This is a genomic window from Halanaerocella petrolearia (genome assembly GCF_054657875.1).
Genome location: NZ_BAAHXW010000002.1, coordinates 268,546 through 292,928 on the forward strand (window position 1 = coordinate 268,546; position 24,383 = coordinate 292,928).

Genomic DNA, 24,383 nt, shown 5'->3' on the forward strand with positions numbered 1-24,383 from the left:
GTTTATATTAATGACATCAAGTGGGATGAACTTGAAGGTCTTAGCTGGCAATTCAAACTTACAGTTGGCTAAGAAGATATGTGATGATTTAGGTACTGAATTAGTTGATGCTAAAGTAAGACGTTTTAGTGATGGAGAAATTGGCGTTGAAATTGATGAAAGTGTTAGAGGAGATCATGTATTTGTTGTTCAACCAACTTGTCCCCCAGTAAATGAGAATTTAATGGAATTGTTAACTATGATTGATGCTTTAAAGAGAGCATCAGCAGAAGTAGTTACTGCTATAGTTCCTTATTATGGTTATGCTCGACAGGATAGAAAGGCTAAGGCCAGAGATCCTATTACTGCTAAATTAGTAGCTAATTTAATTACTACTGCTGGAGCAGATAGAGTAGTAGCAATTGATCTTCATGCTCGTCAAATCCAAGGTTTCTTCGACCTACCAGTAGACAATTTACGAGGAGCTCCTATTTTAGGAGACTATTTTAGTGAGAAGGAAGTTGATAATCTAGCTGTTGTAGCTCCGGATATTGGTGGGGTTAAGCGAGCACGAGACTTCTCTGAACGGTTAGATGCTTCAATGGCTATTATTGATAAGCGGAGGCCAGAGGCTAATGTATCTGAAGTGATGAATATTATTGGAGATATAGAGGGGAAAAATGTAATCTTAGTTGATGATATGATTGATACTGCTGGAACAATTACTAACGCTGCTTCTGCTTTAAAGGAAAGAGGAGCAAAAGAAATATTTGCTATTTGTACACATCCTTTATTTTCTGGTCCAGCAGTTGATAGAATAGAAAAATCTCCAATTAGTGAATTAGTAGTAACTGATACTATTCCATTAACTGAGAAAAAGCAATTAGATAAAATAACTGTTTTGTCTGTATCATCATTAGTAGCTAATGCAATTAAGCGAATTTATGATGATTTATCAGTTAGTGTGCTCTTTCGTTGATAGTTGGATATAAAGATGTTATAATATAATTTATGAAAAAATTGAAAAAGGAGAGGGTATTGATGGATCGTTTAGAACTTGATGCTGAAGTAAGAGAAAAAACTGGTTCCGGTGTAGCTCGTCGATTAAGAGAACAAGGACTTGTTCCAGGTGTATTATATGGTAGAGATCGTGACCCAGTTAGCTTAAAATTAGATGCTAAAGAGCTTAATGAGGTGACAGGTGGTAATAAGATTATTGACTTGACTTTAGATGATGGTAGTACTCAGCCAGTAATGGTTAAGGATGTTCAACGTGATGTAATTAAAGGTAGTCTATTACATGTAGACTTACATCATATTTCTCTTGATGAACCTGTTACTATTGAAGTTCCTGTTGAGCTTGATGGACCAGCAGTTGGTCAACAGGAAGGTGGGGTTCTAGAACAGATACTTAGAGAACTTGAAATTGAATGTTTACCAGCTAATATTCCTTCTAAGGTTGTAGTCGATGTATCTGAATTAGAAGTTGGACAATCTCTAAGTGTGGCTGATATTGATGTCGAAGAAGATATTGAAATAGTAAGTAGCCCAAGTGAAACTGTTGCTACTGTAGTTGTTCCTGACGAGTTGGACTTAGATGAACCAGGTGAAGAAACAGAAGAGGAAGAATTAGAAGAACCAGAAGTTATTGGTGAAGTAGACGAAGAAGAAGAAGAGGAAATGGAAGAAGAAGTAGCAGAATAATTGAGGTTAGTTTAAGGCGTAATCATTTAGATTACGCCTTTTTTAATTGGAGGTGGAATCATGAAATTAGTTGTTGGATTAGGTAATCCAGGTACTAAATATCAGTCAACACGCCACAATGCTGGGTTTATGGTAGTTGATAAATTAGCTGATTATTATCATACTCGGATTAGTTGCGAAGAACACAAGGCTATGGTAGGTAAGATTAAAGTATCAGGCGAGACTGTTATTTTAGCTAAACCACAGACTTTTATGAATAAAAGTGGTCAAGCAATAGAAAAGTTAGTTAGTTATTATCAGATTGATATAGAGGATATATTAGTTATTTATGATGATTTGGATTTAAAGCCAGGTCAACTTAGGATTAGACCTAAAGGAGGTCATGGGGGCCATAATGGACTTAAGTCTATTTTTGCTTGTTTAGGAGAAAAGAAATTCTCACGAATTAGAATTGGAATAGGTCGACCAGAACAAGGAACAGTTACTGATCATGTATTGGGACGTTTTACTAAGGATGAATGGTCTCAAGTTGATGAAACTTTAGACCAAGCTAGAGAAGCTGTTAAATTATATTTAGATAAAGATGACCTGAATCTAGTAATGAATAAGTATAATTAGGAATGAGTCTGGGAAATTTCCCAGACTTTTTTGTTTTTTTGAAAGTGAAATGATATCGAGATATTTCTGCAGTTTACAGTTTACAATTTACAGTGTACAGTTAAGGTCAAAACCAATAAAAATCTAAGATGTATCTTTACTAAAAATAATTTTGTTATTTTTAAAAGATTTTGATTTTAAATAAGAAAAACAATGCGACCTTTTATTAAAAATAGTAGTTAATATATAAATTAAGAGTATTGAATATACTCTAGTGCTTTTTTAAGAGTAGGAAGCATAACTTGTTTTTCTAAAAAATATTTTTGTACCTTTTTAGTAGTTTTATCAGATGTAAATGAAAAATAGTCAGTTACTTCAATTCATTTATTGTTAAACTATATAGCTGATTAAAATTATTGAATTAATGATAAAGACTACTAATTGCGCTCTGAATGAAATGAAGAAGTACTCTTGGGGTGTATTTTGACAAAAGGTACTCGGAAGAAGGCTGATAGGCCGTTCCGAAATCCCCTTTGAATCTAATTTTTTAAGCTACTTTTTATTAAAAAGTAAAGAAATATCTCGATATAGTTGAACAACTTATACATATTAAGAGAAACCTTGGTGATGATAATAAATAAAAGTGCTAAGTAAGGAGGTTCAAGAATGAATCTGATTTATCAATGTCCAGAGTGTGAAAAAGTTATTGATCAGTTAGATGTATCTAAGATAGATGATGAAACATTAGGATTTAATATCTTGACGCCAGAAGAACGAGAGGATATAATTGAAGTAGAAGAAGATAATACTTATGTTAATGTAGTATGTGATGAATGCGCTCAAGGTAATTATATAAAGGAGCAAGCTCTTTCTAACCTTCAGATACATTAGACTCAAAGGGCCTTAGTTGACCTGAGGCCTTTTTTTGCTTTGAAAAAGTCTTAGTTAAATTTAACTATAAATTCAGTTGAGTTGTTTCCTGAGTTATTAAAGGAGTAGATTAGGATGGGAAATAATTTATTATCAGTATTAAATAAAGAAGAAAAGTTACATAAGTTGGTATCTTATTATCAACAGTCTCAAAATGGAGAATTAATTGGATTAGAAGGTAGCGGTAAAAGTTTATTTTTGGCTAATTTATATTCTCAAATAGATGATGGATTATTAATTATTACTGCTAATTCTCAGAAAGCTGATACTATTTACGAAGATTTAATTAGGTTACTAGACTCAGAAGAGGTATTATTATTTTCCCAACTTGAAATTCTACCTCATGAGCCATTAGAGCTTGAAGATACAATTAAAATAGAACGGTTAAATGCTTTAGAAGGAGCATTAAAAGAAGAAGGTAAGTTAATTATTGCACCAATTAAAGCTTTATTAGAAGTTATTATTCCGCCACAAGTATATCAAGATCGGCTGATTAAAGTCGGTTTAGATCAGGAGATAATTACTAGTGACTTCAGTACAGAACTAGTACAAGCTGGTTATGAAAGAGTTGATCAAGTACAGCAGCGAGGTCAATTCAGTATTCGTGGAGGTATTATTGATATTTACACTTATACTTTAGACCAGCCTATACGTCTTGACTTATTTGGGAATCAAGTAGAGTCAATTCGTTATTTTGATGTAGCCAGTCAACGGTCTAAGGATCAATTAAAGGAAGTTACTATTTCTCCAGCAACTGAATTTTTATTGCCTAGAGATAGAGAGAATGGTTTACAGAAACTCCAGGAAGATTTTACTGGTAGATTAGAGCAGTTAACTGGTCAACCAGCAGAAAAATTAGATAAAAAGATTAAACATGATTTAGAGCAGTTAGAAGAAGGAGTAGATTTTACTGCAGTAAGACAGTATCTATCTTATTTTTATCAACCATCTACTTTGCTCGATTATACTGATGGATTAGCTGTTTTTGATAATTGGCTACAGATTAAGCAACGAGCTATTAAATTTTTAACATCTATCCAAGATCGTTATAGTAGTTTATTAGAGCAAGGGAGGGTATTGCCTAGTTATCAAGATTACTTTCAAGAGTTCAATGAATTATTATTTATTGACCAGCGACCAAGCCTTTATTTGTCTCCCACCAAAAAGAGGTTAGAGGATATTACTTCTCACTTTACTATTGATTTTACAGCTCAATCTCTTGAATCAGTCCATGGTCAACTTGATTTATTGGCTAAGCAATTACAGGATTATTTAGAGCAAGATTATAGAATTGTAATTGGGCTATCTAATTTAAAGCAGGCTAAAAGGCTACAGAAAAGATTACAAGGGAATGGATTGCCTACAGTTGTAATAGAGGATATTATAGATCAGATTAGGCCGCGGAATATTATTTTGACAGTTAGCAATCTAAAGAAAGGATTTGTTTTTCCTGAGTCTAAGTTTGTTTTTTATACTACTAGTGAACTATTTAAACAGGCTAAGAGACAACGAAAAAGAATTAAGAAGTTTGATCAAGGTTCTAAAATATCTTCCTTTACTGAGCTTAATGAAGGTGACTATGTTGTTCATGAGAATCATGGGATTGGAAAATATTTGGGAATTGAAACGTTAGAAGTTCAAGGGAATAGTGAAGACTATTTATTAGTTAAATATGCTAGTGATGATAAATTATATGTTCCAACTGATCAGATTGATCTAATTCAAAAGTATGTAGGAATGGATGATAAGCAACCTAAATTACACAAGTTAGATAGTGATAGTTGGGCCAAGATTAAAGCTAAAGTTAAAGAGTCAGTTGAAGATATGGCAGAAGAACTATTAGATTTATATGCTAAACGAGAAGTAGCATCAGGCTATGCTTTTGGTGAAGATACAGAGTGGCAGAAAAAATTCGAAGCCGCTTTTCCTTATCAGGAGACTCCTGATCAGTTAGAGGCTATTCAAGAAGTTAAAGAAGATATGGAATCTAAACAACCAATGGATAGATTATTATGTGGCGATGTAGGATATGGTAAGACAGAAGTTGCTATTCGGGCTATGTTTAAAGCAGTAATGGATGGTAAGCAGATAGCTTTTTTAGTACCAACTACTATTTTGGCTCAGCAGCATTGGAATAATTTAACTGATCGTTTTAGTGACTATCCTATTAATATAGCTATGTTGAGTAGATTTAGGACTGCAAGACAACAAAAAGAGATTATAGAAGATTTAGAGGCAGGAAGAGTGGATATTGTAATTGGAACACATCGATTGTTATCTCAGGATATTAAATTTAATGATTTAGGTTTAATAGTTGTTGATGAAGAGCAACGTTTTGGTGTTAAACAGAAAGAGCGTCTAAAGCGGCTAAAAGAGAATATTGATGTTCTGACTTTAACAGCCACTCCTATTCCACGTACCTTGCATATGTCATTAGTAGGTATTAGAGACATTAGTGTTATTGAGACGGCTCCTAAGAATAGATATCCGATCAGAACTTATGTAGGAGAATATGATAATGGATTAGTTAAAGAGACTTTGTTAAGAGAATTAAATCGTGGAGGACAGGCTTATATAGTCCATAATCGAGTTAGAAATATTAAGAAGATAGCATCTAAAATCAAAAAGCTTGTACCTGATGCTGAGGTTGCAATAGCACATGGGCAAATGAGTGAAGTGAAGTTAGAAGAATTAATGGTGAACTTCTTAGAAGGAAACTATGATATTTTAGTCTGTACAACAATTATTGAAACTGGAATGGATATTCCTAATGTAAATACTATCATTATTAATCAGGCTGATAAGATGGGATTATCTCAGTTATATCAGTTACGGGGACGAGTAGGTAGGAGTAATAAGATTGCTTATGCTTACTTATTATATGATGAAGGAGAAGTCTTATCAGAAGTAGCTGAGAAGAGACTAAAGGCTATCAAAGAATTTACTAGCTTAGGTTCTGGTTTTAAGATTGCTATGCGCGATTTAGAAATAAGAGGAGCCGGTAATATTTTAGGACCAGAGCAGCATGGACATATTGAAGCAGTTGGTTTTTCTTTATATTGTAAATTGCTTGAAACTGCTATTAAGCGATTACAGAATCAAGTTGAGGAAGAACAAGAGGTTGAGATAGAATTGAAGGCAGATGCTTATTTACCTGATGATTATGTTATTGATTCTAACCAGAAGATTGAGATTTATAAACGGATTAAATCTTTACAGACCGAGGAAGAAAAACAAGATTTAGCAACAGAATTAGTAGATAGATTTGGTGAATTACCAGTTGCAACTAAGAGATTGTTAACAGTTGCTCAGTTAAGAATTTCAGGTCGAAAGTTATTAGTAACAGAGATAACTGAGAAACAAAATCAGGTTAAAATAACTTTTGATGTTGATACTAAGCTAGAAGGAGAAGATTTTTTAAAGTTGGGAAGACAGTTTTCTAAGCTTAAAGTGGTAGCTAGCAAAGAACCTCAAATTAAAGTTACAGTTAAGGATTTATCAGTTAATGAGAAACTTGATTTACTAGAAAACATTTTTGTTCTGCTAACCTCCTAATTTTTAACATTAGTTAGCATCTTAAAGAATAAAATTTCGATTCTAATTATATACTAATAATGAAACAGATGGGAAATCAGGGGGACATAACAGCTATAATATAATTTGCTATATAAGATACAATAATATACCAATGACCCCTGAAAAAATTTGTGAGGAGGTTGGCCCGATGAAAGCAACAGGAATTGTAAGACGAATAGATGATCTAGGAAGAGTGGTAATACCTAAAGAAATTAGAAGAACTATGCGGATTAGAGAAGGGGAACCTTTAGAGATTTTTGTTGATCGTGATGGAGAGGTAATTTTAAAGAAATATTCTCCTATTGGTGAATTAGGTGAATTTGCCCAAGAATATGTTGATTCTCTAGCTGAAGTAACTGGTCATATTGCTTGTGTTTTAGATAGAGATGCTGTAGTTGCTGTAGCAGGTACTAAGAAGAATAAATTTATTGATAAACCAGCTAGTGATTTAGCTACTCAGGTAATGGAAAACCAGGAAATTAAGATAATTAATGAAGAAACTGATGATATCTTTTGTGGAGGAATTTATGATGAGGAAGATACTTTCATATCACAAGTATTAGTTCCTATTACCTCTAATGGTGATACTATTGGAGTAGTAGTTGTGGCTTCACAACGAGATGGAGCAACTATGGGGGATATGGAAATTAAATTGGCAGATACTGCTGCTGGTTTTTTAGCTAAGCAGATGGAAGATTAAACTGATGGTGGGCTCTTGAGCTCACCTTTTACTTTTATTTAAAGTTACTGGCATAATAGTTTCTTTTTTGATATTATAGATAATTGGAGTGAGATTTAAGGAGGAAGATTTTTTTGAGTGGAGAGAAGAACTCACTATTGCAAGGAACATTTATTTTAGCAGTAGCTGCGTTTATTAGTAAATTTCTTGGTTTTATATATAAAGCTTTTTTAGCTAGGATGATTGGTGGAGTAGGACTTGGCCTATATGAGAAAGCTTATCCAGTTTATACACTGATTTTAACTGTTTCGATAGTTGGTATTCCAGTAGCAATTTCTAAGTTAGTTTCTGAAAAGAAAGCTGAAGGTCAGGATTATATAGCTGATTATATCTTTAATACTGCTTTAAAGGTTAGTTTTGTATTTGGTTTAGTAGCATCTATTATAGTTGGATTATTGGCGCGACCTATTGCTTATTATTTACTAGATGATATTAAAGTTTATTACTCAATTTTGGCTATTGCTCCTGCTATCTTTATTGTTTCAGTTATGGCTACATATCGGGGTTATTTTCAAGGCTTAAGGAAGATGAAACCAACTGGTATTTCTCAAGTAGTGGAACAATTGGTAAGAATGACTACTATGATATTATTGGCCCTCTTTTTATTGCCTTATGGAGTAGAATTAGGAGCAGCAGGAGCAGCTTCTGGGGCTTTTTTTGGAGCAGTTGCTGGTTTGATAGTTATGTTGATTATTTATTATCGACATAAGAAAAAAGAAGTTACAGATAATTTGGACAAGCCAGAAACAATGCCTGAGTTACAGATCATTTTAAGAAAAATCTTCTCTTTAGCTATTCCAGTAACTATTGGTGCTTTAATTCTGCCGCTCATGAGGCTAGTAGATGCATCAATGATTACTCGTCGTTTACGAGTAGCAGGCTTTTCTTTAAAACAAGCAACTAATTTATATGGTCAATTTAATGGGATGGCAATGACTTTAGTTAGATTTCCTACTGTAGTGGCTGCTTCTTTAGCAGTTAATTTAGTACCGGCAATTTCAGAAGCTGCTACTTTAGAGGAGAATGAGTTGGTACAGAGTAGAATTAGCAAAGCTTTTAAATTGACATTATATTTATCAATTCCATCTTCTTTGGGGCTTTTTATTTTAGCTAGACCATTATGTACTATGATTTTTGGTATTCCTCAAGCAGCTATCTCTTTACGTTATGTTGCTTTAGGGGTAGTAGCAGTTAGTTTACAGCAGATGACCTCTAGTATTTTACAAGGTTTTAACCAACCTAAGTTACCAGCTAGAAATCTCTTTTTAGGAGTAGTAGTTAATGCAGCTTTAAACTATTATTTAACTTCTCAACCTGAATTAGGTATTAGAGGAGCAGCTATTGGAACAGTAACAGGTTTTACTTTAGCTGCTTTGCTTAATATTATAGCTGTCTTTAAGATTGCTAAACCGGAATTTAATTATTATAATCTACTTATAAAGCCTTTATTTAGTGGGCTAGTTATGTCAGTTTTAGTTTATAGTACTTATTATACCTTAAATTCTATGATTCATATTAAGTCTATTACTACTTTAACTGCAGTACTGGTAGGGATAATCAGTTATAGTTTAGTTTTATTATTAACAGGTGGTTTAACAAAAGAAGATATAGAGTTAGTACCTAAGGTAGGGTCTAAAGTATCTTCTATACTAGATAAATTGGGAGTAGTGAGGGGATAATATGTTACAGATAGTTGGACTAGGAGCAGGAGATTTAAAGTTAGTAACTTTAGAAGTTTATCAAGCTTTAAAGGATGCTGAGCAAATATATTTAAGGACAGAGTTTCATCCAGCAGTTCAAGGTCTGAAGGAAGAAGGAATTGAATTTAAGTCTTTTGATTATCTATACGAAGGTGCTGATGAATTTCAAGAGATTTATCAGCAGATTGCTAATCAAATATCTTCTTTGTCTAATAAGGGAGAAAAGATTGTTTATGCTGTACCTGGCCATCCATTGGTAGCTGAAAGTTCAGTTCAACAGATTATCAAACAAGTGGACAAGTCTCATTATCAAATCTTAGCCGGGCCAAGTTTTTTGGATACTGTTTTTGCTCGATTGAATTTAGATCCGATTGATGGAGTCAAGATTATTGATGCTCTGAATTTTACTAGTCGAGATTTAGATCCTACTGTAGATACTATTATCAGCCAAGTTTATAATCGCGCTACTGCATCTGAGGTTAAGTTGAATTTAATGGAAATCTATCCTGATGAGTTTTCTATTCAAGTCTTACAAGCAGTAGGTTTAGAAGATGAAAGGATAGAAGAAATTCCTTTGTATATGTTGGATCGTTTAGATTGGATTGACCACTTGACATCGGTTTATGTATCAGCTGATAAGCAGAATCCAAGACAGTTTAGTAGATTAGTGGAGATTATGGAAATTTTAAGAAGTAATGAAGGATGTCCTTGGGATCAAGAACAGGATTACCAAAGTTTAAAGAAATACTTAATTGAAGAGACTTATGAAGTAGTAGAGAGAATCGAAGAAGAAGATTATTTTGGTTTAGCTGAAGAATTAGGTGATTTATTATTACAGGTTGTCTTTCAATCTCAGATTGCTACAGAAGAAGGAAAGTTTACAGTTAGAGATGTTATTTCTGAGATTGTTGAAAAGATGGTAAGACGTCATCCACATGTTTTTGAAGGGATTGAAGTTAAAGATGCAGATGAAGTAATGATTAATTGGAAACAGATTAAAGAAGAGGAAAAAGAAGAAACAGATAATTATTTATTGGATAGTGTTGCTGTTCAATTACCTGCTTTAATACAGGCACAACAGATACAAGAGAAAGTTGCTGAAGTAGGTTTTGATTGGCCAGAGATTTCAGGTGTTTTAGAGAAAGTAACTGAGGAGTTAGGTGAATTTAAGACTGCTTTAGCTAAAGAAGATATAGAACATATTAAAGAGGAGTTTGGTGATTTAATCTTTTCTCTAGTAAATGTAGCTAGATTTATAGAAATTGATGCAGAGACTAGTTTACGGCTTACAATTCAAAAATTTAGAAGACGTTTTGCTTGTATTGAAGATAAAGTGACGATAGAAGATAGAGAACTAGATAAACTTTCTTTAGAAGAATTAGATGTTTATTGGGAAGAAACTAAACAGAATATTAGGAGGGAAGATGATGCATAGATTTAAGCGTAAGATTGGTGTTGGGTTGTTCTTAGTCTTATTATTATTACCAACAGTTGTTCAGGCTCAAGCTTTTGATGTTAAGGCTAATTCTGCTGTGTTAATGGATGCTGAAACAGGACAGATTTTATTTAGTAAAGAACCTAATTTAGAACTACCACCAGCTAGTATTACTAAGTTAATGACTATTCTATTGACTATGGAAGCAGTTGATAATGGAGAGACTAGCTTGTCTAGTAAGATAGAAGTAACTCCATTGGCTGAATCAATGGGAGGATCTCAGGTATGGCTTGAAGCAGGAGATAAATTAGAATTAGAGGAGTTATTAAGAGCAGTTATTATTCCATCAGCTAATGATGCTGCAGTAGCGATAGCTGAATATATTGGTGGTACAGAACAGAACTTTGTTCAGATGATGAATCGTAAAGCAAGAGAATTAGGTTTAAAGCATACTAGTTTTATTAATACGACAGGTTTGCCAGTAGACAATGGAGGACATTATTCTAGTGCTCATGATATTGCGGTCATAGCTCGTGAGTTAATAACTGAACATCCCCAAGTTTTAAAGTGGACAGATAAGCGAGTAGATTATATTAATAATGGTAAGTTACCTTTATATACCACAAATAATCTAATTGGTAATTATCCTGGAGCAACTGGCTTAAAGACTGGTTGGACAGAAGAGGCAGGTTATTGTTTAGCTGGTACAGCTAAACGAGGGGATAGACATTTAATTGGAGTAGTAATGGGTACAGATAGTGAACAGGCTCGGGTGGATGAAACATCTAAGTTATTAGATTATGGTTTTAGAGCTTTTCGTAAAGTAAAGTTGATTAATCAAGGGGTAGAGATTGAAGAAGTACCAGTTAAAAAAGGAACACAGTTAAAGGTTCCAGTAGAAACAGCTAGTGGATTATCAGCAGTGGTTAAGAAGGGGACCAAAGAACAGGTTGAGCAGGAAGTGAAGATAGATCATGAATTAGAAGCACCAGTAGAAAAAGGAGCTAAGGTAGGTAGATTAATCTTTAAGCAAGATGATAAAGCGCTAGATTCGGTAAAACTAGTAACTGTTAATAAAGTAGAAAAAGCAGGTCTTTTTACTTTATTATATAGATGGTTAAAGGATTTTGTACTTGGATTTTTTAATAAATAAAGAGTTGTTTTTTAAAGTGACGGCTATTTAGCCGTCACTTTGGTCTTGCTAGTTGATAAAAAGTATTAATCATAGTCTGGTCTATACTGTTTTACTTTGTTTTGTTGTAACAGTTGTGGCGCAAAATATTCTATTCCAATTGCTCCTAAGGGAGCAGTTAAGATTATAGACATTACGGCTAGGGCCAAAATCAACTCTCCTGCTGGAACACCAGCTGCTAATGGTACAGCTCCAATAGCTGCTTGAACTGTTGCTTTTGGTAGATAAGCTATAACACAAAATACTCTTTCTTTTAAGTTAAGATAACTATTAGTTGTAGCAATTAAAACACCAATACTTCTAGCAATTAAACCAATAAAGATTATTACTATACCAAATATCCCTACTTGATAAGCAGCTTGGATTTTAACTGCTGCTCCAATTAAAACAAATAAAAATACTTTAGCTGGTACCCATAATTTATTTAAAGTATTAGCTAAGTCAGTAGCCAAACTTTTATTCTTTTCTAATAATAAATAACCAATTGTCATTATACTCAATAAGCTAGCTGCTTTTAAATAATCACCTAGGACTGAAGTAAAGATAGCAGTGATGATTAAAATAATTGATTGATAAGTAAGATTTAATTGAGGGGATTTAGCAAAGGTTTTATGAACTAGGTAACCTATAATTAACCCTAGAATTATTCCACCACTAATTTTAAAAGGAATCTGAATTATTGTATTTACGATAGATATGTTACCACTTTTAAATAACTCTAGAAAGATACTAAAGAGGGTAATAGCAAATACATCATCAATTGAAGCACTAGCTAAGATAAGGGTAGGAACCTCTTTATTTTTACCTAATTTCTTATCTTTTAAGCGCAACATTGATGGTACTATTACTGCAGGAGAAACAGCAGCAATTATAAATGATAACATTCCAGCTGATTTCCATGGAAGATTAAAAAAGTAAGTAGCTAGTAAGAAGATAGTCCCTCCTTCTAATAAGCCAGGAATAAAACTTAATCTAAAAGCTGCCTTTCCTATTTTTTTTAAGGTATCTTTACTAATTCCTAATCCAGCTCTAAGTAAGATAATAATTAAAGCCAATTGGCGAATCTCTTGAGAGATACTCAATAATTTGCTATCTAGTAAAGATAGACCTGAAGGGCCTAATATAATTCCTGCCACTAACATTCCTAATAGACTAGGTAGATCGAATCTGTTAAAGATAAATCCTAACATCAATCCTAATGATAAAATTAGAGCAATGCTTAATAACATAGTGAACCTCCCTATTGTTTTGTTCGCTCTGTTAAGTTATATGAAAGTTGAAAGTAAGGTGGTACTTTCGTATCACAGCTATCTGTCGTCTGCTGTGTGTTGTGAGCTAAATCAAATTCAAAACCATAGAAAGACTTTTCCTTAGAATATAGGAATTATAAAGATTTGGTTTTAGAATTTAAGTATTTTGAATTCCTATGAGTCCTATGGACTCTCCGTTAAAATCTGCTGACAGCACACAGCACACGACTGACTACTGTATTACCTACGGTGACACAATATATCAATATTGTGTCATTATTAAAAATTAATCTACTTTAATAATAATTTTTCTCATAATAAAAAACAAAAAAGCTCCTACTCTTTACGAGTAGAAGCCATTAGTCATTAAGACGGTTTTGATATCTATAGATATCATGGCGAGCCTCATCACCAGAATATTTAGTTTCAAGATAAATTATACTTTCTGTTGATTATAATGTCAAGTCTAATAGTTAATAATAGTATTTAATAGAAAGAGAATAAGGTGGGGGGGGAAGTTATGTTTAGATTCAGAAATGATTTATGTAGTATTTTATTAGTAGTCGTTTTCCTTGTGATAGCTGGGTGTACTCAGCAACAAAATCAAAGTAAGATAGAAGAACCGATTATTAAGGTTAAATTAGAAAATGGAGATATTAAAAAATTGCCAATTGAAGAGTATGTAGCAGGTGTTGTTGCTGGTGAGATGAAACAGAACTGGCCTAAAGAGGCTTATGCTGCTCAAGCTATTAAAGCTAGGACTTTTACTATGCGCAGGCTAGAGGATAAAGATAATAATCTGATTAGTGCTAGACATCAAGAGGCTCAAGCTTATAAGCCCCAGAATATTACTCCAATAATTAAACAGGCAGTTCGAATGACACGAGGAGAAGTGGCTACTTATCAAGGTCAATATATTAAGGCCTGGTTTCATTCTAGTGCTGGTGGAGAGACTACTACAGCTAAGGCAGGACTTAATTACAAAAAGAAAGAACCGCCCTATATCAAAAGTATAGAATCACCAGATGATGCAGCTCCACAGAATATTAGAAGTTGGCAGTTAACTCTTACTAAAAAAGAGTTACTTAGAGTTTTACAGAAGACTGGAGAAAGAGCTAACCAGGTAATAGATATTGAAGTTCTTGATAGAGATAAAACAGGGCGAATTGTAAGAGTAGGGATTAAACATGATAAAGGAGTTAAAAAGATTCATGGAGCAGATTTTAGAATGGCAGTTGGCCCTGATAAGTTGAAGTCGACTTTAATAGAGTCAATTAAGAAACTAGGAGATAGTTTTGTTCTCATTGGCAGGGGCTATGGACATGGAGTAGGTATGAGTCAATGGGGGGCTTATAAGTTGGCCCGGCAAGGAAGGAGTCCAGAAGAGATTATAAATTATTATTTTAAAGAGGTTAAGATAATTAAGAAGTGGGATTAAGATTAATCTAGAAGATTGATTAATAAAATAAATTTAAAATATTTGGTTAATTAACTAGGAATTATTTAATCCATCTTGAATAACAATAAATGGAATTTATAATAAGTTGATTAATAGTAGGAGGGGAGACTAGTATGGATTATATGAAAAAGTATCAAGAATGGTTAAAGAGTGATTACTTTGATGAAGAGACTAAAGAAGAGTTAGAATCTATTAAAGGACAAGAGGAAGAGATTGAAGAGAGGTTTTATACTGATTTAGATTTTGGTACTGGTGGAATGAGAGGAATTATTGGTGCTGGTACTAATCGAGTTAATAAGTATACTATTAGAAAAGCTACGCAAGGTCTGGCTAATTACATAGCTCAAGAAGGAGATAAAGCTAAAGGAGTTGTCATTGCTCATGACTCTAGACGTAAGTCACGTGAATTTGCTATTGAGACTGCCTTAGTGTTAGCAGGTAATGGTATTAAAGCTTATTTATTTGATGATTTACGGCCAACCCCTGAACTCTCTTTTGCTGTTAGAGAGTTAGATACTACAGCCGGAATAATGGTTACAGCAAGTCACAATCCGCCTGAGTATAATGGTTATAAAGTATATTGGGATGATGGAGCTCAAATTGTAGCACCACATGATGAAGGTATTATTTCTGAAGTTAATGCTATTGATAATTTTGAAGAAGTAGAGACAATTGATCGTGTAGAAGCAGAGAAAGAAGATCTATTTGAGATTATTGATCCTAAGATGGATGATAAGTATACTAAAACATTAAAGGAGTTATCTTTAAATCCAGAAGTTATCAAGGACGTAGCAGATGATTTTGATATTGTTTATACACCACTTCATGGGACAGGAAATATTCCTGTTCAGCGAATTTTAGATGAATTAGGTTTTAAGAATGTACATGTAGTTTCAGAACAGGAAGAACCAGATTCAGAGTTTTCAACTGTAGACTATCCTAATCCTGAAGAACCAGCAGTATTTAATTTAGCTCAAGATTTAGCTGAAGAAAAGGATGCTAACTTAATTATGGCTAATGACCCTGATGCTGATCGAGTTGGTATTGCTGTAAAGGATACTACAGGAGAATGGAGATACTTAAATGGTAACCAAGTAGGTGTCTTATTATCTGAGTATATTTTAGATTCTTTAGATCAGGTTCCAAAGAATGGGGCTATTATTAAAACAATTGTAACTACTGAGATGATTAACCCGATTGCTGAGAAGTATGATATTGATGTAATGAATACATTAACTGGATTTAAGTATATTGGAGAGAAGATTAAAGAGTTTAAAGCTGGTGTGTATGATAAAGAGTATATTTTTGGTTTTGAAGAAAGTTATGGTTATCTATATGGAACTCATGCTCGAGATAAGGATGCTGTAGTAGCTACTATGTTGATTGCTGAGATGGCTGCTTATTATGAATCAGAAGGTAGTAGTCTTTATGAAGAATTGATGAGAATGTATGAGGAATATGGCTATTACAAAGCTGATTTAGAAGCCATTAGAATGCCTGGTAAGGAAGGTCAAGAGAAGATCAATGATATTTTAGATGGTTTGAGAGAAGATAGTCCGACAGAAATTAATAGCCAAGAGGTAATAGTTAAGAAGGATTATTTAGTAGGTAAGAGTTATGATTTAGAAACTGGTGAGGAAAGTGAGCTCGATTTACCAGAATCTAATGTATTACAGTTTGCTCTTGCAGATGATAGTTTAGTTACAGTTCGACCATCTGGAACTGAGCCTAAGATTAAGTTTTATTTTTCTGTTACAGCTGATAGTGACGAAGCTGCTAGTCAAAAATTAACTACTTTAAAAGAAGCAGTAATGAATTTAGTAGAATAAATGCCAGTAAAGCTAGCTCCTTAAGGAGCTAGCTTTTTTTATTATATTTATAATTATATAATTTAATTTTTAGGAACAGTTGCCAAATAATAAAAGTTATCATATAATATAATTGGAAGCCTTTCCAAAAGATTAATTTTTTTATTCATCTTTTGGAAGCGCTTCTAAAGTTTGTGTTTTTAGACAAAGGAGGAGGAACTTTATGAAAAAATTTACTTCAATTATGTTAATGTTATTAATTATTGGATTATTAGTAACTGGCTGTGGTGGAGAGAAGACAAGTACTAAAAATTCGAAATTAAAGCTTGAATTTTTTCAGAACAAATCAGAAGCAGTTGAAACTTATAATCAATTGATTGCTAAATTTGAAGAGGAAAATCCTAATATTGATATTGAACAGAATCATGTTCCTCAAGCAGAGACAGTTTTAAAGTCACGTCTAACTAAGAATGATGTTCCAGATATTATGGGGCTAGGTGGAAATGCTACTTATGGTGAATTGGCTGCTGCAGGTGTTTTAGCTGACTTTTCTACTGATGCTGAGATTAAGAATGATAAAATTCAAGAATCTTACTTAAATATGCTTAAAGATTTACATGGTAAAAATAAGAACTTTGGAATTCCATATACAGCAAATGCTAATACTGTTCTTTATAATAAAGATAAGTTTAAAGAGTTAGGCCTGGAAATTCCTGATACTTGGAATGAATTAATTTCTACAGCACAGAAAATCAAGCAAGCTGGAGAGACTCCATTCTATCTAACTTTTAAAGATGCTTGGACAGCAATGATTCCTTGGAATTCTTTAGCTGCTAACTTACAAGGTGAAAATTTCATTGCTCAACGAAAATCGAATAAGACTACTTTTAAAGAAAATTATAGAAAAGTAGCAGAAAGAATCTATAAATTATTAGATTATGGCCAGCAAGATCCATTTGGCAAAGGTTATAATACAGGTAATAAAGCTTTTGCTAAAGGGAAGTCTGTAATGTACTTACAAGGGGTTTGGGCAATTGGCCCGATTGAAAAAGCTAATCCTAATATTAAGATTGGTTCTTTTGCTCTTCCAGCTGTTAATAACGCTAGTGAAAATAAACTAGTTTCTGGTGTGGATACTGTATTGACTATGTCTAGTAAATTAGAAGATAAAAAAGCTGAAGCGGCTAAGAAGTTTATTCACTTCTTGATAGAAAAAGAAAATGCCCAAAAATATATTGATCAAGAAATGACTTTCTCTGCTATAAAAGGAGTTTATCAAGATGATCCATCTGTAGCCGATTTGAAAAAGTACTTTGAGAATGGTCAGATAGCACCTTTCCCAGATCATTATTATCCATCTGGTATGCAAGTGCCTAATTTAATTCAAGAGTTTTTATTAAATGGTGATGTAGGTGAATTTTTAAATAAGTTAGACAATGAATGGAATAAGGTGCAGGCTAGATAATAAATTTTAGAACGGGGTTAAGGTTAAGGCTGAGGAAAATCAAAATCTTACAATCATAAGATTTATTGGCTGGCGGTTCTTTATCCTCGGCCTCTGCCTTGATCTTGATACAATATATTAATATTATTTTAGTTTGAGTTAAAAAACTGATTGATTTAAGGGGGATATATAGTGGTAACAAAGAAGTCTAAGCAGGCTTTTTATTTAATGACTATTCCAGCGTTACTAATCTTTTTTGCTTTTCATACCTTCCCAGCTTTACAAGGGATATTTTATAGTTTTACTAATTGGAAAGGTTATGGTAATTGGAATTTTGTAGGTATAAAGAATTATATTAATTTATTTAAAGATAGTCGAGTTCTTGATTCTTATATTTTTACTTTTAAATTTTCAATTGTTTCTACTATATTAGTTAATATAGTTAGTTTATTAATTGCTCTTGGTCTAAATGCTAAGATTAAATTTAAGTCTGCCTTCCGAGCTATATACTTTACGCCTTATATGTTGAGTATTTTGGTTGTTGGTTTTATTTTTAACTATATCTTTACTTATTTTTTACCAGAAATAGCTCAAACATTAGGAATCAATACTTTAACAAAGAGCATTTTAGGTAATCCTGATTTAGCGTGGGTAGGAGTAGTAATTTTGGCTGTTTGGCAGTCAAGTGGATTTAATACTTTATTATATCTATCTGGCTTACAGACTATTCCTGAAAATCTATATGAGGCAGCAAGTATTGATGGTGCAAGTAAGTGGCAACAGTTCTGGAAGATTACCTTTCCGTTAATTGCTTCCTTTTTCACTATTAATATGGTAGTAGCAATGAAGAACTTTTTGATGGTATTTGATCATATTATGGCCTTAACAAGTGGTGGTCCAGGTAGGGCTACTGAGTCGATTTCACTGTTGATTTACCGTGGAGGCTTTCAAGGAGGAGAATTTGCTTATCAATCGGCTAATGCAGTAATTTACTTTATAGTAATTTTGATAATTTCATTCTTCCAAATTAAGGTCTTACAGAAGCGGGAGGTAGATGTCTAATGAATAATGAACAGGTAAGTAGTCCAACAACTATAGAACAGAAAAAAGAGAAAAACTGGTTATCGAATATCTTTAAAGATCAAGATATAAACTGGACAGCTACAATTTTATTGTTAATTGGTTCACTTGTAATTTTATTTCCTTTATATTTGGCTTTTACTGTATCTTTAAAGACACCACATGAAATGGCTCAATCATTACTTGGGTTCCCTTGGGGGTTACATTGGGAGAATTTTGTTAAAGCAATGGACATGACACATTATTTTCGTAGTATTAAAAATAGTAGCTTTATTACTTTTCCAGCTGTAATTATAACTTTATTGACAAATTCAATGGTTTCTTATGCTATTGCAAGAAATATGGATAAGAAATTCTTTAAATTCTTATATTATTATTTTATTAGCGCTATGTTTATTCCATTTCCGATTATTATGTTACCGATTGTTAAAGAGATGAGTTTCTTAGGTTTAGATAACAGAATGGGGTTAATTATGTTATATGTTGTGTACGGTTTAACCTTAAATATTTTTATTTATGTAGGTTATATTAAATCTTTACCAACATCTCTAGAAGAAGCAGCTATCATTGATGGGGCCAACACTTGGCAAGTATTTTGGAAGGTTATCTTTCCACTTTTGAAACCAATTAATGCTACAGTAGCAATTTTAACTGGTTTAAAGGCTTGGAATGACTTTATGTTACCATTAGTACTTTTAAATGATCGAGAATTAATGACTTTACCTTTAATGCAGTATGTGTTTCAATCTCAGTTTAATACTGATTATAATTTAGCTTTTGCGTCTTATTTATTGGCTTTACTCCCTATGTTACTTCTCTATATTGTAGCTCAAAAATGGATTATCGGTGGAGTAATGAGAGGTTCAATTAAAGAGTAACCGGATCTGTTAGTATGATAAGTTGATAGTTTTGAAAAGAGGTCGGATATTATGAGTAATGAACAAGTAACTATTTATGATGTAGCTAACCTTGCTGAGGTAGGAATAGGAACTGTATCTCGGGTTTTAAATAATAGTAAAAAAGTTAGTGATAAGACTAAAGAAAAGGTTTTAAAGGCAATTAAAGAGTTAAATTACCAACCTAATGGAATGGCTAGAGGATTAGCTTTACAACGAACCAATTCTATTGGAGTTATGGTACCTTCTTTTACCGATCATTTTTTTGTAGAAGTACTTAGAGGTGTTCAAGAAGGACTAGAAGAGTTTGAAATGGACTTAGTTTTAATTAAGGTGGATAAAAGAGAAAAAGAGAAACATATTAATCGGATTTTAAAGGAAAGAAGAGTCGACGGAGTATTAGCAATTACTCTTGATTTGACTCAAGAAGAAGTTGCTAAGTTTAAAGAGATTGCTCTACCTTTAGTCCTAGTAGATGATTTTCAAGAGAATATAAACTCTATTTCTGTTAATGAAATTCTAGGAGTAAAAAAAGCAATTAATTATTTATTAGAGTTAGGTTATCAGAAGATTGCTTTTTTAGATGGGCCATTAGATAGTACTCATGGTCAGAATCGATTACAGGGAGTAAAGATGGCTTTTAAAGAAGCAGGTTTAGAGTTTCCTAATTATTTATTACAAGAAGGTGACTTTACTATTGAATCAGGTTATAAAATGATGAATGAATTGCTTAAGTTAGAGGAAAAGAATAGAGCAAGAGCTATATTTGCTGCTTCTGATAATCAGGCAATTGGTGCTATAGAAGTAATTGAAGAAGCTGGATTTTCTATACCAAATGATTTTGCTCTCATTGGTTATGATAATATAGAGTTGGCCCGTTATTTAAAATTAACGACAGTTAGTCAGCCTATGTTTAGAATGGGGAAATTGGGTCTTGAAATTTTAATAGAAGATATATGTTCTCAAGAAAGCAATTTGAAAAGAGAAAAGTTAGATCCAGAGTTGATTATTAGAGAGTCATGTTAATAGATTTAAAAACTTTGGAAGCGCTTTATAATTAAAATATAGGAGGCTAAATTATGGAAGAACAGTGGTGGAAGGAAGCAGTAGTTTATCAGATATATCCACGAAGTTTTAATGATACAAATGGAGATGGAATTGGAGATCTAAAAGGAGTTATTGAAAAAGCAGATTATCTTAAGAAATTAGGTATAGATGTAGTCTGGTTAAACCCAGTTTATGAATCTCCTAATGACGATAATGGTTATGATATTAGTGATTATCAATCAATTATGGATGAGTTTGGGACAATGGAAGATTGGGAAAGATTACTTGAAGAGCTTCATAAACGAGATATTAAGTTGATTATGGATTTAGTAGTCAACCATACTTCTGATGAACATAAGTGGTTTGTTGAGTCTCGTAAATCAAAGGATAATTCATATCGAGACTATTATATTTGGAGACCTAGTAAAGATGGTAACGAACCAAATAATTGGAGGTCTAACTTTAGTGGTTCTGCTTGGAAATATGATGATAAGACAGACGAATATTTTCTTCATTTATTTAGTGAAAAGCAGCCAGATTTAAATTGGAAGAATCCAGATGTAAGACAAGAAGTATATGATATGATGACTTGGTGGTTAGATAAAGGAATTGATGGTTTCCGGATGGATGTAATCAATATGATTTCTAAAGTAGAAGGTTTACCAGATGGTGAGGATTTAGGAGAAGATGGCTATGCTTCTGGAGGAGACTACTTCTTAAATGGGCCAAGGATTCATGATTACTTACAAGAGATGAATCAAGAAGTCTTATCTAAGTATGATATTATGACAGTAGGAGAGACTCCCGGAGTAACTCCAGAAGAAGGTATAAAGTATGTAGGAGAAGATCGTAGTGAACTTGATATGGTATTTCAGTTTGAGTTAATGGATATTGATTCTGGTCAAGGTGGCAAATGGGATATTGTAGATTGGGAATTGACTGAGTTTAAAGATATTATGAGTAAATGGCAGACTGAATTAGAAGGTAAAGGCTGGAATAGTCTGTATCTAAATAATCATGATCAACCGCGTCCGGTTTCTCGTTTTGGAGATGATGAAGAGTATCGAGTTGAATCTGCTAAGATGTTAGCTACTATGAGCCATACTTTACAAGGTACTCCTTATATTTACCAAGGAGAAGAGATTGGAATGACTAATGTTGCCTTTGATTCTATTGATGATTATGAAGATATAGAAACTTTAAATATGTATCAAGAAAGAGTAGTTGAAGGTGATCAAGATCCAGAAGAAGTAATGGAGGCAATTTATTTCAAAGGTAGAGATAATGCAAGAACTCCAATACAATGGGATGATAGTGAAAATGCTGGATTCACTGACGGTGAGCCATGGATTAAACTTAATCCTAATTATAAGGAGATAAATGTAGAGAATGCTTTAGAAGACTCAGATTCCATCTTTTATTATTATCAAAAGCTAATTGAGCTTAGAAAAGAATATCTAGTATTTGTTTATGGAGATTATCGATTACTTTTAGAAGATGATGAGAGTATTTATGCTTATTTAAGAGAGTATAAGGGAGAACAGTTATTAGTAATCCTTAATTTTTTTGCAGATAAAACAAAGTTTGAATTACCAGACAGTATTAATATTGATGAGAAAGAATTATTAATTAGTAATTATGATGTCAATAATGAAGAAATTTCAGAAATAGAACTTAGACCTTATGAAGCTAGAGTATATAAATTAAAGTAAGTATTGAGTCATAAGCCATGGGCCAAACTATTGCTCATGGCTTATGGGATTAAAGGAGGAAGTAAAATGAGTGAAAAAGATAAAATGTTGGCTGGAGAGCTTTATAATCCAATGGACGAAGAATTATTTAAAGATAGAGAAAGAGCTAAAAAGTTATGTAAGAAGATTAATGATTTAGAACCTGATAATTATGATAAAAGAGTATCTTTATTACAAGAGCTATTTCAGACAGAAAAATCCTGTTATGTAGAACCTGATTTCTATTGTGATTATGGATATAATATAGAGATTGGTGAAGAATTTTATGCTAATCATAATTGTGTTATTTTAGATGTGAATAAAGTTAAGATTGGAGATAATGTAATGTTTGGGCCAAATGTCCAAGTATATACTGCTACTCATCCTCTTGATGCTCAAGAAAGAAATTCAGGCAAAGAGATGGCATATCCAATTGAAATAGGAGATAATGTCTGGGTTGGTGGAGGTGCTATTATCTGTCCTAGAGTAAAGATAGGAGATAATGTTGTAATAGGAGCAGGAAGTGTAGTAACTAAGGATATTCCAGATGATGTTGTAGTTGGTGGAAATCCAGCTCAAGTTATTAAGAAACTATAATATTCTACTTTTTTAAGATAATAGGTAAATAAGATGAAATTATTATTTAAATTTGATAAAATAATTTTATAGTAGAATACAATCGAATAAGAAATAAAAATTATTGTAAGGCAGGGAATTCAAATGAGTAAAGTAACTATTTATGATGTAGCTGAAGCTGCTGAAGTAGGAATAGGAACAGTATCACGAGTCTTAAATGAGAGTGAAAAGGTTAGTGATAAGACTAGAAGTAAGGTATTAAAAGCAATTAAGGATTTAAATTATCATCCTAATGGAATGGCTAGAGGTTTAGCTTTACAGCGAACAAATTCTATTGGGGTTATGGTGCCTACATTTACACAGCATTTCTTTGTAGAGGTATTAAAAGGAGTTCAAGAGTCTTTAAAAGAGTTTGATTTAGATCTAGTATTATTTAAGGTTGATAAAAGAGAGAAAGAAAAACATATCAACCAAGTTCTAAAAGAAAGAAGAGTCGATGGAATAGTGGCAATTACTCTTGATTTAACTCAAGAGGAAGTTACTAGATTCAAAGAAGTTAACCTTCCTTTAGTCATGATTGATGACTTTCAGAATAATGTAGATTCTATTTTTGTTGATGACGTTGCTGGAGTAAAGAAAGCAATTAATTATTTATTAAAGTTAAACCACAGTAAGATTGCTTTTTTAGATGGTCCACTGGACAGTAGACATGGTCATAAGAGATTAGAAGGTGTACAGCTTGCTTTTGAAGAGGCAGATTTGGAGTTTGATGAAGAATTATTGAAGACAGGTGAATTTGATATAGATTCAGGCTATGAAATGATGAATCAAATATTAGCTCTACCAGAGGAAGATAGACCAACTGCTATCTTTGCAGCTTCTGATAATCAGGCAATTGGAGCTTTAGAAGCAATTGAAGAGGTAGGATTATCTGTCCCAGATGATTTTTCTTTAGTAGGTTATGATAATATTGAGTTGGCCCGTTATTTGGAATTAACGACTATTAGTCAGCCTATGTTCAAGATGGGAAAGTTAGGAATAGAAACTTTAGTGAAGGTAATCTGTTCTCAAGAAGATGAGTTGGTAATTAGAGAATTAGAACCAGAATTAATTATTAGAGGATCTTGTAAAAGAAAAAAAGATTAGAAAAATATTGAAAAATAAAACAAACTGTGTTACAATATAAGTGAAATAAATTATTTAAAATAATAATATAACTAAAATAAGTCATAATAAGATAA

19 protein-coding genes and 1 riboswitch are annotated in these 24,383 nt (G+C 32.8%); of the genes, 18 read left to right on the plus strand and 1 reads right to left on the minus strand.

Annotation, left to right across the window (positions count from 1 at the left end; translation table 11 throughout):
- Nucleotides 1–10: 10 nt before the first annotated feature.
- From ACYQ39_RS08545 to ACYQ39_RS08585, 9 genes are all read left to right on the plus strand, one after another.
- Nucleotides 11–958, plus strand: coding sequence for a ribose-phosphate diphosphokinase (locus ACYQ39_RS08545; RefSeq protein ID WP_459842127.1), 948 nt, complete (start codon nucleotides 11–13; stop codon nucleotides 956–958).
- 62 nt (nucleotides 959–1,020) lie between these two features.
- Nucleotides 1,021–1,683 (plus strand): 50S ribosomal protein L25, encoded by a 663-nt coding sequence (locus ACYQ39_RS08550; RefSeq protein WP_459842129.1) that lies wholly within the window; start codon nucleotides 1,021–1,023, stop codon nucleotides 1,681–1,683.
- Between the two features lie 60 nt (nucleotides 1,684–1,743).
- The gene (pth, locus tag ACYQ39_RS08555; protein ID WP_459842131.1) at nucleotides 1,744–2,301 is read left to right on the plus strand and encodes an aminoacyl-tRNA hydrolase; all 558 of its coding nucleotides are present in this window, start codon (nucleotides 1,744–1,746) and stop codon (nucleotides 2,299–2,301) included.
- A gap of 645 nt (nucleotides 2,302–2,946) precedes the next feature.
- A complete protein-coding gene (locus ACYQ39_RS08560) occupies nucleotides 2,947–3,171 on the plus strand; it encodes an anti-sigma-F factor Fin (RefSeq protein WP_459842133.1) in 225 nt (74 codons plus the stop codon).
- Nucleotides 3,172–3,285: 114 nt separating this feature from the next.
- Nucleotides 3,286–6,765, plus strand: a complete 3,480-nt coding sequence (gene mfd, locus ACYQ39_RS08565; RefSeq protein ID WP_459842135.1) for a transcription-repair coupling factor — start codon at nucleotides 3,286–3,288, stop codon at nucleotides 6,763–6,765.
- Nucleotides 6,766–6,934: 169 nt separating this feature from the next.
- Entirely contained in the window at nucleotides 6,935–7,486 is a 552-nt protein-coding gene (gene spoVT, locus ACYQ39_RS08570; protein ID WP_459842137.1) for a stage V sporulation protein T, read from the plus strand.
- Between the two features lie 113 nt (nucleotides 7,487–7,599).
- Nucleotides 7,600–9,204: a putative polysaccharide biosynthesis protein gene (locus tag ACYQ39_RS08575; RefSeq protein WP_459842138.1), complete on the plus strand. Its 1,605-nt coding sequence runs from the start codon at nucleotides 7,600–7,602 to the stop codon at nucleotides 9,202–9,204.
- 1 nt (nucleotide 9,205) lies between these two features.
- Nucleotides 9,206–10,660: a bifunctional methyltransferase/pyrophosphohydrolase YabN gene (yabN, locus tag ACYQ39_RS08580; protein WP_459842140.1), complete on the plus strand. Its 1,455-nt coding sequence runs from the start codon at nucleotides 9,206–9,208 to the stop codon at nucleotides 10,658–10,660.
- Nucleotides 10,653–11,813: a D-alanyl-D-alanine carboxypeptidase family protein gene (locus tag ACYQ39_RS08585; protein ID WP_459842142.1), complete on the plus strand. Its 1,161-nt coding sequence runs from the start codon at nucleotides 10,653–10,655 to the stop codon at nucleotides 11,811–11,813. The genes yabN and ACYQ39_RS08585 overlap by 8 nt, the downstream gene beginning before the upstream one ends.
- 65 nt (nucleotides 11,814–11,878) lie before the next feature.
- On the opposite strand, the gene ACYQ39_RS08590 is transcribed toward ACYQ39_RS08585, so the two are convergent.
- On the minus strand, nucleotides 11,879–13,081 hold the full coding sequence (locus ACYQ39_RS08590; RefSeq protein WP_459842144.1) for a cation:proton antiporter domain-containing protein: 1,203 nt from the start codon (nucleotides 13,079–13,081) through the stop codon (nucleotides 11,879–11,881).
- Between the two features lie 364 nt (nucleotides 13,082–13,445).
- Nucleotides 13,446–13,524: riboswitch (Fluoride riboswitch) on the minus strand.
- Between the two features lie 98 nt (nucleotides 13,525–13,622).
- On the opposite strand from ACYQ39_RS08590, the gene ACYQ39_RS08595 reads away from it, so the two are divergent.
- From ACYQ39_RS08595 to ACYQ39_RS08635, 9 genes are all read left to right on the plus strand, one after another.
- Complete coding sequence (locus ACYQ39_RS08595) at nucleotides 13,623–14,540, plus strand: SpoIID/LytB domain-containing protein (RefSeq protein ID WP_459842146.1); 918 nt, start codon at nucleotides 13,623–13,625, stop codon at nucleotides 14,538–14,540.
- Between the two features lie 134 nt (nucleotides 14,541–14,674).
- Nucleotides 14,675–16,390, plus strand: a complete 1,716-nt coding sequence (locus tag ACYQ39_RS08600; protein WP_459842147.1) for a phospho-sugar mutase — start codon at nucleotides 14,675–14,677, stop codon at nucleotides 16,388–16,390.
- 202 nt (nucleotides 16,391–16,592) lie between these two features.
- Nucleotides 16,593–17,834, plus strand: coding sequence for an ABC transporter substrate-binding protein (locus ACYQ39_RS08605; RefSeq protein WP_459842149.1), 1,242 nt, complete (start codon nucleotides 16,593–16,595; stop codon nucleotides 17,832–17,834).
- A gap of 207 nt (nucleotides 17,835–18,041) precedes the next feature.
- Nucleotides 18,042–18,875 carry a carbohydrate ABC transporter permease gene (locus ACYQ39_RS08610; protein WP_459844316.1) on the plus strand — a complete coding sequence of 278 codons (834 nt, stop codon included), beginning with the start codon at nucleotides 18,042–18,044 and terminating at the stop codon, nucleotides 18,873–18,875.
- Complete coding sequence (locus ACYQ39_RS08615; protein WP_459842151.1) at nucleotides 18,875–19,771, plus strand: carbohydrate ABC transporter permease; 897 nt, start codon at nucleotides 18,875–18,877, stop codon at nucleotides 19,769–19,771. Before ACYQ39_RS08610 ends, ACYQ39_RS08615 begins: the two co-directional genes overlap by 1 nt.
- Nucleotides 19,772–19,822: 51 nt before the next feature.
- Entirely contained in the window at nucleotides 19,823–20,815 is a 993-nt protein-coding gene (locus ACYQ39_RS08620) for a LacI family DNA-binding transcriptional regulator (RefSeq protein WP_459842153.1), read from the plus strand.
- A 53-nt stretch (nucleotides 20,816–20,868) separates the two neighbouring features.
- Nucleotides 20,869–22,548, plus strand: a complete 1,680-nt coding sequence (locus ACYQ39_RS08625) for a glycoside hydrolase family 13 protein (protein ID WP_459842155.1) — start codon at nucleotides 20,869–20,871, stop codon at nucleotides 22,546–22,548.
- A gap of 66 nt (nucleotides 22,549–22,614) precedes the next feature.
- The gene (locus ACYQ39_RS08630) at nucleotides 22,615–23,163 is read left to right on the plus strand and encodes a sugar O-acetyltransferase (RefSeq protein WP_459842157.1); all 549 of its coding nucleotides are present in this window, start codon (nucleotides 22,615–22,617) and stop codon (nucleotides 23,161–23,163) included.
- Between the two features lie 123 nt (nucleotides 23,164–23,286).
- Nucleotides 23,287–24,288 carry a LacI family DNA-binding transcriptional regulator gene (locus tag ACYQ39_RS08635; protein WP_459842158.1) on the plus strand — a complete coding sequence of 334 codons (1,002 nt, stop codon included), beginning with the start codon at nucleotides 23,287–23,289 and terminating at the stop codon, nucleotides 24,286–24,288.
- Nucleotides 24,289–24,383: the final 95 nt, after the last annotated feature.